Source organism: Rhodobacter sp. P1_C2, assembly GCF_056406375.1.
The window spans coordinates 20,890-33,475 of record NZ_JBFUAG010000003.1 but is presented as its reverse complement, the minus strand read 5'-3'; the positions used below and the strand labels follow the sequence as shown (position 1 = coordinate 33,475).

At 64.9% G+C, this 12,586-nt stretch carries 10 protein-coding genes; all 10 read right to left on the bottom strand.

Annotated elements, in window-relative coordinates:
* The 10 genes from AC1DZT_RS05160 to AC1DZT_RS05115 all read right to left on the bottom strand — a co-directional run bounded on the left by AC1DZT_RS05160 (position 1) and on the right by AC1DZT_RS05115 (position 12,583).
* Positions 1-1,497 carry a sugar ABC transporter ATP-binding protein gene (locus AC1DZT_RS05160; RefSeq protein WP_478005544.1) on the bottom strand — a complete coding sequence of 499 codons (1,497 nt, stop codon included), beginning with the start codon at positions 1,495-1,497 and terminating at the stop codon, positions 1-3.
* The gene (locus tag AC1DZT_RS05155) at positions 1,498-2,517 is read right to left on the bottom strand and encodes an SMP-30/gluconolactonase/LRE family protein (protein WP_478005543.1); all 1,020 of its coding nucleotides are present in this window, start codon (positions 2,515-2,517) and stop codon (positions 1,498-1,500) included.
* A complete protein-coding gene (locus tag AC1DZT_RS05150; RefSeq protein WP_478005542.1) occupies positions 2,514-4,637 on the bottom strand; it encodes an ABC transporter permease in 2,124 nt (707 codons plus the stop codon). The genes AC1DZT_RS05155 and AC1DZT_RS05150 overlap by 4 nt, the downstream gene beginning before the upstream one ends.
* 75 nt (positions 4,638-4,712) lie before the next feature.
* The gene (locus tag AC1DZT_RS05145; protein ID WP_478005541.1) at positions 4,713-5,735 is read right to left on the bottom strand and encodes a sugar ABC transporter substrate-binding protein; all 1,023 of its coding nucleotides are present in this window, start codon (positions 5,733-5,735) and stop codon (positions 4,713-4,715) included.
* Between the two features lie 39 nt (positions 5,736-5,774).
* Positions 5,775-6,755: an ABC transporter permease gene (locus AC1DZT_RS05140; protein WP_478005540.1), complete on the bottom strand. Its 981-nt coding sequence runs from the start codon at positions 6,753-6,755 to the stop codon at positions 5,775-5,777.
* A gap of 147 nt (positions 6,756-6,902) precedes the next feature.
* A complete protein-coding gene (locus AC1DZT_RS05135; protein WP_478005539.1) occupies positions 6,903-7,865 on the bottom strand; it encodes a LysR family transcriptional regulator in 963 nt (320 codons plus the stop codon).
* A gap of 64 nt (positions 7,866-7,929) precedes the next feature.
* Positions 7,930-8,589, bottom strand: a complete 660-nt coding sequence (locus AC1DZT_RS05130) for a hypothetical protein (protein WP_478005538.1) — start codon at positions 8,587-8,589, stop codon at positions 7,930-7,932.
* A gap of 2 nt (positions 8,590-8,591) precedes the next feature.
* On the bottom strand, positions 8,592-10,340 hold the full coding sequence (locus AC1DZT_RS05125; protein WP_478005537.1) for a carboxypeptidase-like regulatory domain-containing protein: 1,749 nt from the start codon (positions 10,338-10,340) through the stop codon (positions 8,592-8,594).
* Positions 10,341-10,562: 222 nt separating this feature from the next.
* A complete protein-coding gene (locus AC1DZT_RS05120; protein WP_478005536.1) occupies positions 10,563-11,516 on the bottom strand; it encodes a substrate-binding domain-containing protein in 954 nt (317 codons plus the stop codon).
* Positions 11,517-11,581: 65 nt separating this feature from the next.
* The gene (locus AC1DZT_RS05115) at positions 11,582-12,583 is read right to left on the bottom strand and encodes an ABC transporter permease (RefSeq protein WP_478005535.1); all 1,002 of its coding nucleotides are present in this window, start codon (positions 12,581-12,583) and stop codon (positions 11,582-11,584) included.
* Positions 12,584-12,586 lie beyond the last annotated feature (3 nt).

Here is a 12,586-nt window from a genome sequence, read left to right as displayed (position 1 = left end):
TCAGTGGACCGCAGCATACATGATCTTTTCCTCGGTCGCCTGGGTCGGCGACAGTTCCTCGACAATCCGGCCCTGACGGCAGACGAGAATGCGGTCCGACAGGTTTAGCACCTCGGGCAGGTAGCTGGAGATCACGACGACCGCGAGGCCGGCATCCGCCAGGCCATTGATGATCTGGTGAATCTCGGCAATCGCCGCCACATCGACCCCGCGCGTCGGCTCGTCGAAGATCACCAGACGCGGCGCCTGGACCAGACCCTTGCCGATGACGACCTTCTGCTGGTTGCCGCCCGAAAGCTCCACCACGCGGGCATTGTCGTTGATGGCGCGGATGTTCAGCTTGGCGATCCACTCCGCCGCGAGCGCCTTGATATCGGCCAGCCGCACCACGGTCGCCCCCGTCTTGGCCGCCGCCAGCGCGCCGCCAAACATGTTCTCGCCGATGCTCATCGTCTCGAAGATGCCTTCGGTCTTGCGATCCTCGGTCACATAGACGATCCCGTCGCGCACGGCCGGGGCCGGGGTGATGTAGCGCACCGGCTTGTCGTCCAGAAGGATCGTCCCGCCGCGCAGAAAGTCGCGCTTGGCGATGCCGGCGACGATCTTGAAAGTCTCGGTCCGGCCCGAGCCGATCAGGCCGAAGACCCCGGTGATCTGGCCTTCGAACACCGAAAACGAGGTGTTGCGCACCATCGCCCCCATCGAGATATCCTGCACCGACAAGACCTTGCGCCCAGGCTTGCGCAACGACGCATCGTCGCGCGCCTTGTAGATGCTGGCGGACAGGCTCCGCCCCACCATCGCCGCGATGATGCTGTCGCGGGTGAAAGTGGCGGTCTCCCCCGTCACCACCAGCTCGCCATCGCGCAGGATGGTGATGCGGTCGGAAATCGCCAGAGCCTCCTCCAGCGCATGGCTGATGAAGATGATCGACACGCCCGAGGCCTTGAGCCGCCGGATCAGCGCGAAGAAATGCCGCTTCTCCTCCGGTGTCAGGGTCGCGGTCGGCTCGTCGAAGATGATGACTTCCGCGTTGTGGTGCACGGCGCGGGCGATCTCCACCATCTGGCGTTTGGCCGCGCCCAGGGTTTCCACCATCGCCGTCGGATCGACGCTGAAGTTCAGGGATTGCAGGAACTGCTGGGTCGAAATCGTGATGCCGCGCAACCGGTTGAGGAACTTTTCCGACCCGAGGTACAGGTTCTGCGCCACGGTCATCGAGGGCACCAGCGAGGTTTCCTGAAACACCATCGCGATCCCCGCCGCCAGCGCCTCGTTCGGCGTGGCAAAGCTGCGCTCCACCCCCTTGTGAAAGATCTTGCCAGAGGACGCCTGCACCACCCCGGCCATCATCTTGGTCAGCGTCGATTTCCCCGCGCCATTCTCGCCCAGAAGCGCATGGATTTCCCCCTTCATCAGGGTGAAATCCACCCCGCTGACCGCCGGCACGCTGCGATAGGATTTGGAGATCGCCTCCAGCTTCAGGATCGGTTCCATTCAGCCCTCCCCCCCGCAAGCCAGGATGCAATCGCCACCCTTGGCGGCCACCAGAAGCCGCCCCTGATGTTCCAGAACCGAGGTCACCCCGTGCCGCCTGCCATTGGCCCGGCTGTGCAGCGCGTGCAGCGGCGCCAGATCGGCCCCAAGCCGCACCACCAGCCCTTGCGAGCGGGTCGGCGACCAGGCCTTGTGGACGCCCATCATCCTTATGCCGCCGCATTGCAAAGGCTCCAGAAAGCTTTGCCCGGAGGCGAGCGCCGGGGCGATCCAGAACGCGGGCGGCACCTCGGCCATCATGGCAAGGCGGTAGTGGGTTTCCTGCAAGACAAACTCGATCAACCGGTTGCGCGGGGCGAACAGCGCGAGCCAGGCCCCACCCCCATCGGCAGGCACCAGCCGCGCCGGATAGCCCGGCAGGCTTTCCAGCACCGCCTGCGGCCGCGCGCCCCCCAGCCGCAGCAGCCGATGCCGCCAGCTTTCGCTGACGATGACCCCCGCGCCCTCCGGCAAAAGCCCATAGGGCCAGGCGAGGCCGCCCGCTACCTTCCGCCAACTGCCCTCAAAGACCCAGACCGAGCCGGAGGCGTTCTTCATCATCAGATCGGTGGCCCATTGCGCGGGCTTCAACGTGGCCGAGCCATTGGCGAGCCACAGCCGCCCGTCCGCCCCGAAAGCCAGCGCCGTGATGCAGGCGACCCCTGCCGGCAGGGGCAGGGGCTTGCGCGCCAGAGACAGACTGCCATCCTCCAGCGCCACGGCCAGATCGCCCGAGGGGGAGACGGCCAATGCCGTCACCTCTGACCCAAAGCTTTGTACCACGCTCCCATCGGGCCGCACCAAGTCAGCGCCTGAACTGGCCAGAACCTGCCCTTGCCACAGCACCAGATTGTCCGGCGCGGGCATGGCGGCAAGGACCGGGGCGTCATCAAGCGCCGTGTTGGGCCGGAAGGCGCCATCCAGCGGCGGGATCGTCACGGCCTTGCCGCGGAAGATGTCGAGGATCGGATCGAAGATCATTGGCCCAGCCCCCAATAGGACTTCATCCCGCTCCACCCCTCATCGGCGCCTTCGATCGCAAAGCGCCCGATCCGGTTGTTGAAGATGCCGCCGATGAAGAGCTGGCCCTTGTGCTCGCGCATCGAGGTCACCATCGCATGCGAGGCGCCGGTGAGGTCCCCCATCGTGCCGATGATCCGCCCGGCCTCATCAAACTTCACCACGCCGCCGGTGTTGATATTGGGGAACAACCAGTCGTCCTGCGGAAGGCGCCGCGCCATCCGCTTGCGCATGCCGGGATGGCGCAGCGAAAGGTCGAAGGAAGGGGTGCGCATCCCGAGCCAGGCCATCCAGTAGCTGCCATCCGAGGCGCGGTTGATGTTGTCCGGATAGCCCGGCATATCGCGGATCACACACTCCGCGGTGCCGGCCTTCGGCCCTTCCAGCCAATAGCGGTGGATCCGGCAGGCCCAGCTTTCGGCGAAGAACAGCGATTTGTTGTCATGCGCCATGCAGACGCCATTGGTGTAGCGATAGCCGTCGAGCAGGGTCCTGGTGCTGCCATCCTTCGGATCGTAGACCAGAAGCCGCCCGGTGGCGCGGTTTTCGATACTGTCCAGCGTCCATTCATGCGCATCATAGCGCTTGGTGCTGTCGGTGAAGTAGATCTTCCCATCCGGGGCAATGTCCAGATCGTTCGGGTCGCGCAGGCGGGCGTCATCGACGATCGAGGTCAGCGAACGCGCGGTTTCCGCCGAAAGCTTGGTCACCACCCGGTCGGGGGAGATCTGGTACAGCCCCATCGCCCCGACGCAGGAAATCAGGTTGCCCTTGGCATCGAAGGCGAGCCCTAAGGGAAAGCCGCCGACATGGGCAAAAACCTCGGACCTCGTGTAATCGGGGGCAAAAAACCGCACGATCTCGCCATGCCGCGTGCCGCAATAAAGGTGGTCCTCGGCGTCGAGGATCACATCCTCCGGCCCCTCCAGCTCTCCCAGACCGATCGCATCGGCCTGCGACAGCCGGTTGTTGAGCGCATAGGGCGTGCCCGAGGTGGGCTCGGCCGATTGGGTCGGGCCCATAGCGAGGTAGACGGGTGCGACATAGACCTCGTTCAAGACCTTGTGGCGGTTCTTCAGCCAGCGGATGTCGATGGTGACGGCGACGGCCAGCAGCAGGCCCAGAACCATCTGGTTGGTCCCGGTGCCATAGCCCATCCGGATCAACCCGTTGGTCATCACCAGGACGATGATCGCCCCCATCATCCCCTTGGCGACCGACCCGCGCCCGCCACCCAGCGAATTGCCCCCGACCACGGCGGCGGTGAGCGCCGCAATCTCCAGCCCTTGGCCGGTGCCCGGCCCCGCGCCCGACAGCCGCGTCGCGATCAGGAACCCGGCGGCGGAGGCACAGAGGCCGGAGAAGACATAGGTCAGGAACACCGTCCGCCGCACCTTGATGCCGGCGTTATAGGCCGACCGTCGCGAACCGCCCACCGCCAGCACATGCCAGCCCGGGCGCGAGCGGGTGAGGGCCACATGCGTCACCACGCCCAAGGCCAAGGCCGCCCAGACCGGGACCGAGACGCCGAAGGCCGTGCCGTCGCCGATGAAATCCCAGACATCCGACTGCGCCGAGGACATCTGCACCAGGGAGGCAAAGCTCACCACCAGAATGTCATAGACCGCCCGCCCGATGATGAAGGTGACCAGCGTGGTCAGAAAGGCGCGCAGCCGCAGATAGCCAATCAGATAGCCGTTGATCGCACCAAACACCGCACCCACCGACAGCGAGGCGAGGAAGGCCACCCAGACCGGCAGGTCGAAGATGAAAAAGCTCGCCACCGCCGCAAAGGCCGACAGGGCAAAGATCGAGCCCACCGCAAGGTCGATGCCGCCGCCCAGCATCACCACGGTCAGGCCGGTGACGACCAGCGAAAACTCCCCCAGCTGCCTTGTGCTTTCCTGCAAGGACAGGGGCTTGAAGAAGCCCGGGATCAGGCTGCCGAAGGTGGCCACCGTGACGACCAGCGCCAGAAAGGGGATGGCGTTGTCGGTCCAGCGCTTGGTGAGGATCTCGCCGATCAGATGGTCGGGGACAAGGTTGTAGCGCCAGGCTTGCAGCCGCTCGCGGAGGTGCATCGGATATGCTCGATCAGGTCAAAAGAAGGCCCGGGAAGGGCAGGGGGCGCCGCAGGACCTGCGGCGCCCGGTCGCTCATTGGCCGGCAGCCGCCTGCAGGGCCTTCAGATCCCAGCAGGTGTCGGGTTTCAGGTCCGCCTTGGTCGTGGCCTTCAGAAGCGTGTAGATATAGGGCGAGGCGGTGCCGGGCTTCTGACCCGATTGCAGCAGGTATTTGATCATCGCGACCATGTCGCCGGATTCGCGTGCCAGATCGGTCATGACGACCGCGCCATAGGTGCCATCCTCCAGTGTCGCGCAATCGGCGGTCTTCTCGCCGCCACCGGTGGTGACGAGGAAGATCTTGTCGCTGAGCCCGGCATCGCGGATCGCCGCCGAAGTCCCGGTCGCATCGCCATCCCAGAAGTCGATGATGCCGCACATGTCGGGATTCTGCTGGATCATCGTCGTGGCCACATTGCGCGCGGTGGTGGCATCCCAGTTGCTGTCAGGCTTGGCCACGACGCTGAAATCCGGGTGCTTGGCCAGAACCTCCATGATCCCGGCATATTGGTAGAGCGAGGTCGCATTGACCTGATCGCCCTGCACCAGCCCGATCTTCTTGGACGAGCCTTCGCCGCAGCCCTTCACGACCGCCTCGGCCTCCAGCTGGCCCAGCTTGTTCCAGTCCGAACCCACATAGGCATCGGCGGGGAAATTGGCCGGATTGTCGATCAGGATCACATAGATCCCGGCGTCCTGCGCCTTCTTCAGGATCTTGGCGTAAGAGTTCAGGTCCGGCGACATCACCACCAGCACATCGGGATGCGGGTCGGAGGAGATCGCCTCGGTCAGCGCCTGCGCCCCGGCTTCCGTGCTCCAGTTCGGGTCGCGGGTGTCGAAGCTGCCGCCAAAGGCCTCGACCTCGCGCTTCAGGATCGCCGACCAGCCCTGGGCCAGGTCGAACCCCATGGCAAGCGGCACCAGCAGCACGCGCTTGCCGGTCAGGGCGTTGGAATAGGCGGCGGGGCCTGGGTCGTCGGCCATCGCCACCGGAGCCGTAGCCAGAAGCGAGGCGGCAAGGACCGCGGCGCTGATCAGGAGTTTCGCGAGCTTCATGTCATATCCTTCTGTGTCCGAAAGGCTGGGTCAAATGGGTCAGATGTCGCCCTGCTGGGCGGTTTGTTCGTCACGCGGGTTGATCACGCCGTCAAAGATGATCGCGGCCAGAAGGATCGTCGATTTGATCAGGTTCTGGTACAAAAGCGGAATGTCGATGATGGTCATGGCGTTCAGCATGATGCCGATCAGCGCCGCGCCATACAGCACGTTGCGCACGCCGCCCTTGCCGCCCGACAGCCCGATCCCGCCGATCACCGCGACCAGCACGATGTCATAAAGCAGGGTCGAATTGACCACCCGGCTGTTGATGCTCTGCAGGCTCGCCGCCGTCAGAAGGCCTGCCACAAAGGCCGCCAGCGCCGAGATGACATAGCGCAGCACCAGCATCGGCCGCACCGGAATCCCGATGTTGCGCGCCGCCACCGGGTTGTCGCCGGCATAATAGACAAAGCGGCCCCAGCGGGTGAAGCGCAGGAAAACGAAGGCCACGAAGGCGAGGATGGCAAAGAGGAAGACCTCCGGCGGCACGGTGGCCAGCCGCATCTGGCCCAGCATCTCGACCCAATGGCCATGCGGCACCGGAATGGCGTCGCGGTCGATCAGTTGCGAGCGGACATAGCCGAAGACGAAAGACCCGGAGGCAAGGGTGACGAAGATCGCCGGCACCTCGGCATAGGCGACCAGAAACCCGTTGACGAGGCCGATTACCACCACGAAGCCCAAAGCCAGCGCGAAGGCAGAGGCATCGGGCACCCCCTTGCCCAGCATCTGCAGATACCAGGCCACCGACATCGCCATGACGGCGACGATGGACAGGTCAATCCCGCGCCCGATGATCACCACCGCCATGCCGAGCGACAGGATTCCCAGAACCGAGACCGAACGCAGGATGGCAAGCAGATTGCCCGTGGTCAGAAAGCCCGGCAGGCCAATCGCCGAGACGACGAAAAGCCCGATGGCGATGGCCAGAACGATGCGCTCCTGGTTCAGGCTTTTCCAACCGAAGCTGCGTTCCATTCCGGTGCTGTCCCTGCTTTTCCGCGCATCGCGTCACCCCGCCGGAGCGCGCGTTTTGGTGATCCTAACGGGGCAGGAAACCATACGTCCAATGAATAATAGCGCTGCTGACCCATGCGGAATGAGCATGGATCGCGCCGCAGCCGCTCAGGCGATGCGCAGGGTGGCCTGGGTCTGGCTGGCGGCCTCGACCTGGCCGATATGGGCGGCGATGTCGGTCAGGAAGCGGCGGCCGTAAAGAGGCAGGGGCGCGCGGCTGTTCCACATGGCGCCGATGGCAAATTCGATCGGCGTGCCGCGCAGCGCAATCGCCCGCGCGACCAGCGCCCGGCTGGCCCCGCCCTGCGCCGAACCCTGTGCCACGGCGGGCACCATGGCCGAAGAGGGCACCACCGCCACGCCATTCCCCCCCGCCGCCATCGCAAACAGGGTCGAGGGCGCGCTGCTTTCCAGAACCACCTGCGGCACCGCGCCAAGCAGGCGACAGGCGGCATCGAACACCTCGCGCGAGGCGTGGCGGCGGTTCAGCGTCAGGATCGGCAATTCCATCAGATCGGCAATCTCCACCGGGCGCGGGCTGGGCGGCAGATGTTCGGCCGTGGCGACGGCGAGAAAGCCCAGCTTGCCCAAGGGCAGCGCCTCGAACTGCGCCACCGGGGCCGCGGGCATCGCGCTGAGGATCAGATGCAGATCCCCGGCGCGCAGCTTCTCGCCCAGCTCCGGCCCGCCGCCGTCCTCGATATGGATGTCGATATCCGGGTTGGCGGCGCGCCATTGCGGCAGGAAGTTCGGCAAAAACCGCTCGATCAATTGCGAACAGAAGCCGATCTTCAACAGCCCGGTCTGATTTTTCGCAATGTCATCGGCAAAGGTCCGCAGCGTCCGGTCGGCGATCAGCACCGCATTGACCCGCGAGAACAGCGCCTGCCCGGCCGAGGTGAGCCGCACATTGCGCCCGGCCTTCTCAAAGAGGGCGACGCCGAGCGAATCCTCCAGCGCCTTGATCTGGCGCGACAGGGCCGATTGCGTCAGGTTCAGGCGCTGCGCGGCGAGGGTGATGTTCATCGCCTCGGCAGCGGCCACAAAACCGGTGTAAGCCCGCAGATCCATGCCAATCCCTTCCTGTCCCGGGCCGAAGCCTAGGGCGCGGGCGGCGGCGCTGTCAATTCGCCCCTCAGGTCGGGTGGCGCATCGCCATCAGATGCACGACCGTATCGGCCAGCGACATGCCCGGCCCGTCCACCCCATCGGCGGTGCGGGTGTCCTGGGCGTAACGGGTGAGGACCTCATCGACCTCGGGCCCCGGCAGATCGGCGAGGCTGGTCAGGAACAGGGTCACATCATTGCCATCCGGCGTATCGGCGATCTTGGCGGCTAGAGCCTCCAGAGCGCCGGGTTCGCCGAGGCTCGCTAGGTACATGTAGTAATCCCAGGTGTCGCCCTCGCTATAGGGGGTGGCAAAGGTCCAGTCTGGGCGGACCTTGCCGCGCAGCTCCTTGCGCAGATCGATCCCGGTGCGGCGCAGGCCCGCGAAGTATTCGCCGGCGATCTTGCGGTTGTAGGGATAGTGCAGATAGGCCTCCCGGATCACCGGGATCTGGTCCGGCTCGAAATCGCTGGCATAGGAGGCGACGGTATTGGCGAAGGCGCCGAAGACCTGCGGATCGGTCAGGGCCGAGATCCGCCGCGCCACCGCCTCGGTCGCGGCCAGAACGCAGCGCCGGTCGCCGGCGCCTTGGACAAAGGTCAGAAGGTCGCTGCTGGCGGAGGATTTCAGATCCGCCTCCTGGATGCGGTAGACGATCGCGGGCGGGCAGACGTTGACGTAATCCATGGTCACTTCCGATCCATCGCTTTCCATTGGTGATAGCGCAGCTGATTGCGCACCGCCCGGTCATGCCAATAGCCCATCAGGTTCAGCGGGTCATTGCCCTGGACGTTCTTGGACTCCCGTATCTCGTCCGCCGTCGCATAGGGATAGGCCGTGACCGCCGGTTCGGTATTGGTGGCGGCCCAGGCCGGTGTCGGGTTCTGGCCGGCGGATTTGTAATTGTGCTCGGCATATTGGCCCGATCCCTTGGGGTCGCTCGGGTGGCGCAGGCTGAGGCTGTGGCCCAGCTCGTGCCCGCAGGTGGAGAAATAGTTCGGCGCCGTATCGTAGAACAGAAAGACCGAGGAAAACCCGATGTTGCGCGCCATGCCGTTGAGGTTGCAGCCCAGCGTCGGCACATAGAAGATCAGCTTGCGCGTCTTGTCGCGCGGTTTGGGGCCGGTGGGCCGGATCGCCAGCGCGCCATTGATCGCGCCTTCCAGCCCGGCCAGCAAATTGTTCAGGGCCGGGTCGTCGTCCTTGAAGGGCGCGCTGCCATCGGAAGGGTAGACCTTCGATTCCAGCGTCGAGATCCCGGCTGAGGCGGAAAGGTCGATGGTCCCCAGATCCAGCGTGCTGACCTTCAAGGCCGCCTGCCGGTAGATCCGGTTCAGCCGCGTGTCGATATCGGCCGCCGAATAGACCGCCGCCCGGGCGCGGGTGGTGGTGACCATGCAGATGTCGAGGTTGACCGTGGCTTCTTCCTTGCACCAGATGTGGAACCAGCCGATCTCCTTCCCGTCGCAGACCACTTTCAGCGTCGCCTCGCCCTCGGCCTTGCCCTTGATCTTGAACCAGGAATGCTGCGTCGTGATCTGGGCGGTCACCACCTCGGCCACGGTGGCGGGGATCACCTCATAGGTCGTATTGGCCAGACAGGGCACGCAGGGCGTATCGCTGAAGAGGAAGTGGATCTCCAGCTCCGCCTCCTGCCCGACCGCAACCGAGACCCAGCGCGCCTCGTCGCGGGTCAGCCGGTCGGTCGGCATCTTCAAGGAGCCCTTGGGCGGGATCGGGTCCCAGTAAGAGGGTTTCGGCGCCGCCCGCATGTTGGTCTTGTGGTCGAAGCCGAAGTAATTGGGCCGGATCTTGGAGCCTTCGAAGAAGGCGACATTGGCGCATTCGGGATGCTGGATCAGGTCGACGGTGGTCTTGGCGCCATCGGGGACCGAGACGGCTTTCTTCTCGTCCTTCTCCTCGTTGCCATTGCGCTTCTTGCCATGGCCGGGCTTGGCGGCGGTGATGTCATAGGTGCCGGGGGTGACCTTGCCGAAATCGGCGACACCGGTCTTGTCGGTGGTCTTGGTCCCAAGCGCGCCCGCCGTCACGGTGACGCCCTCGACCGGCTTGCCGTTCAGATCCTTCACCGTCACCAGAAGTTCGGCCACCGTCACGGGTTTCGGCTTGGGTCCCGGGCCGGGACCGGGTCCGGGGCCGGGCCCCGGCGGGTCGACCTTGCCGCCGCCGCCGCCACCGCCCTTGAGCAGACCGCGTTCCAGTTCGGCGATCCAGAGCTCACCCGCCATGATCGCATGGGCCAGGCGGTTCAGAAAGACGCTGCGGTTGCCGGAATGGATGCCCAGATCATGGCTCCAGCGCCGCACGGCAGAGGCGATCTCGTCCGGCATGAGGTGGATGCGCAGGAAGCGCAGGGCTTCGGCATGGTCATTGAACCTGCGCGGGATCCGCTCCCCGACCGGTTCCTGCCAGTTCATTAACTCAAATCGGTTGGTGCGGTCACCAATCCTGATGCCCATGAATTCAACCCGCCAGAGTATTCAACCCGCCACAGTACAGGTTACGTTCTACAATGCGGCGAGCCTATGGGCTTGACGGCACAAAGGCAACGCCGATCCGCGGGATTAGCCTTGTTCCTGCGCCCAAGCGCCGAAAGGCCACCCGCCCGCAAAGGGGCAGGTGGCCGCATCACAACCGGCTCAGAACGGCGAGTCGGGGAAGTAATAGGCCTTGGCATTGTCCTTGGTGATCAGCGTCGCATCCAGCGTGAAGGTGCCGCGCACCGGGACCTGGCCGTAAAGGCCCGCCACCGTCATCTCCAGCGCGGTGCCGACCATGGCCGGCGGGTAGAGCACGTCGACCGGGATCATCTTGTCGCCGTCCATGACCTTCTTGATCATGTCCTTGGACCCGGCACCCGCCACGACATACTGGATGTCGGTGCGGCCGGCCTGCTCGATCGCCTGCAACACGCCGACGGCCATGTCGTCATCCTGGCACCAGACCACGTCGATCTTGGGGAACTTGGTCAGGTAATCCTGCATGACCTTGAAGGCGTCGTCGCGGTTCCAGTTGCCGAACTGGCGGTCCAGCACCTTGACGCCCGAGCCTGCAACCGCCTTGTCAAAGCCATCCTGACGGGTCTGGTCGATCGGGATCGGCAGGCCGCGGATCACGACGACCTGCGCGTCCGGCGTGGTCGCCTTGATGTAATTCCCCGCCGTCTCCCCCAGCGCGAAATTGTTGCCCGCGATGTAAAGATCGCGCACGGAATCGTCGTTCACCGAAGGCGCCCGGTCCACGATGGTCACGAACGTGCCCTTGGACTTGATCTCCTTGATCGAGTTGACCAAGGGATCGGGGTCGCTCGGCAGGATCACCAGCGCGTCGATGCCCTGGGTTTCCAGGTCCTGCAGCGCGTTGGCCTGGCTCGCCGGATCGGGCGAGGTCTTGACGATGATGTTGAGGCCCGGGTGCTGATCCATCAGGATCTTGGCCACGCGGTTGGCATGGAACACCACGCCCGAGGTCCAGCCATGGTCGGCGGCCGGGATCGACACGCCAACGGTCATCGGCTTGTCTTCGGCGAAGGCGGCTGTGCTGCCCATCGCCAAGGCGGCGACGGTGACAAGGCTCATTAGTCCTTTACGCATTTTCTCTCTCCCTTTGGACAGGTCTGGTCTTGCAGTGCCGGGGCGACCCCTCCCCGGCGCTGTCGTCACGACTTGCGCACCAGTGATCGTTGCACCAGCATCGCAATGATGATGATCGCGCCTTGAATGGCCCCGATCAGATATTCGCTGATAAAATTCGACAAGAGCATGATATTGCCCACCAATTCCAGAATGAAGGCGCCGCAGATCGTGCCCCAGACCCGGCTCGCCCCGCCTTTGAGCGCGGTGCCCCCGATGACGACGGCGGTGATCGCCTGCAGCTCCCACAGGATGCCGGTGGTGGCCGAGGTCGACCCCAGACGCGGCACATAAAGCATCACCGCAATCGCCACGCAGACGCCCTGGATCACGAAGGCCGTGGTGCGGACGCGGTCCACCTTGATGCCCGAATAGCGCGCCACGTTGGCGTTCGACCCGACGGCGACCACATGCCGCCCATACCGCATCCGGTAGAGCACGAAAGCCGCAATCGAGGTCACCACCAGCACCACCACGATCGGCACCGGCACGCCGAGGATGTAGCCGAAATAGGCCGGCCGGTAGAGGTTCTGCTGTTCCGCCGACTTCAGGGTGATCGCCCCGCCCTGGCTCAGCCAGGTGGTCAGGCCGCGGTAGATCCCCATCGTGCCGAGCGTGGCGATGAAGGGCTCGATCTTGCCCAGGGTGGTGATCAACCCATTGGCCAGCCCGCACAAGGCACCGATCACCAGCGCCAGCAGGATCGCCGCCGCAATCGCGAGGCCCGGATCGGCGATCACCCCGGAATTGAGGAACAGGATCATCAGGCTGGCCACGAAAGCCACCATGGACCCCACCGACAGGTCCAGATCGCCCGAGGAGATGACGAAAGTCGCCCCCACCGCGATCAGCGCGATGAAGGCGCTGCGCGTCGCCACATTGGCAAGGTTGTTGAGGCCGATGAAATTCGGATTGACCAAGGCCCCGAGGATCAGCAACAGCGCCAGCGCCGCAAAGGGCGCCACCGCGCGCAGATCCACATCCTGCCAGCGCCTCTTGCGCGCCTCCGGCTCGTTCCCCGTCGTCATCTC

Bases quoted from the DNA above. Each gene is read 5' to 3' on its own strand.
- AC1DZT_RS05130 (WP_478005538.1), bottom strand. From the start codon at position 8,589: ATGGATTACGTCAACGTCTGCCCGCCCGCGATCGTCTACCGCATCCAG.
- AC1DZT_RS05135 (WP_478005539.1), bottom strand. From the start codon at position 7,865: ATGGATCTGCGGGCTTACACCGGTTTTGTGGCCGCTGCCGAGGCGATG.
- AC1DZT_RS05160 (WP_478005544.1), bottom strand. From the start codon at position 1,497: ATGGAACCGATCCTGAAGCTGGAGGCGATCTCCAAATCCTATCGCAGC.
- AC1DZT_RS05140 (WP_478005540.1), bottom strand. From the start codon at position 6,755: ATGGAACGCAGCTTCGGTTGGAAAAGCCTGAACCAGGAGCGCATCGTT.
- AC1DZT_RS05145 (WP_478005541.1), bottom strand. From the start codon at position 5,735: ATGAAGCTCGCGAAACTCCTGATCAGCGCCGCGGTCCTTGCCGCCTCG.
- AC1DZT_RS05155 (WP_478005543.1), bottom strand. From the start codon at position 2,517: ATGATCTTCGATCCGATCCTCGACATCTTCCGCGGCAAGGCCGTGACG.
- AC1DZT_RS05125 (WP_478005537.1), bottom strand. From the start codon at position 10,340: ATGAACTGGCAGGAACCGGTCGGGGAGCGGATCCCGCGCAGGTTCAAT.
- AC1DZT_RS05120 (WP_478005536.1), bottom strand. From the start codon at position 11,516: ATGCGTAAAGGACTAATGAGCCTTGTCACCGTCGCCGCCTTGGCGATG.
- AC1DZT_RS05150 (WP_478005542.1), bottom strand. From the start codon at position 4,637: ATGCACCTCCGCGAGCGGCTGCAAGCCTGGCGCTACAACCTTGTCCCC.
- AC1DZT_RS05115 (WP_478005535.1), bottom strand. From the start codon at position 12,583: ATGACGACGGGGAACGAGCCGGAGGCGCGCAAGAGGCGCTGGCAGGAT.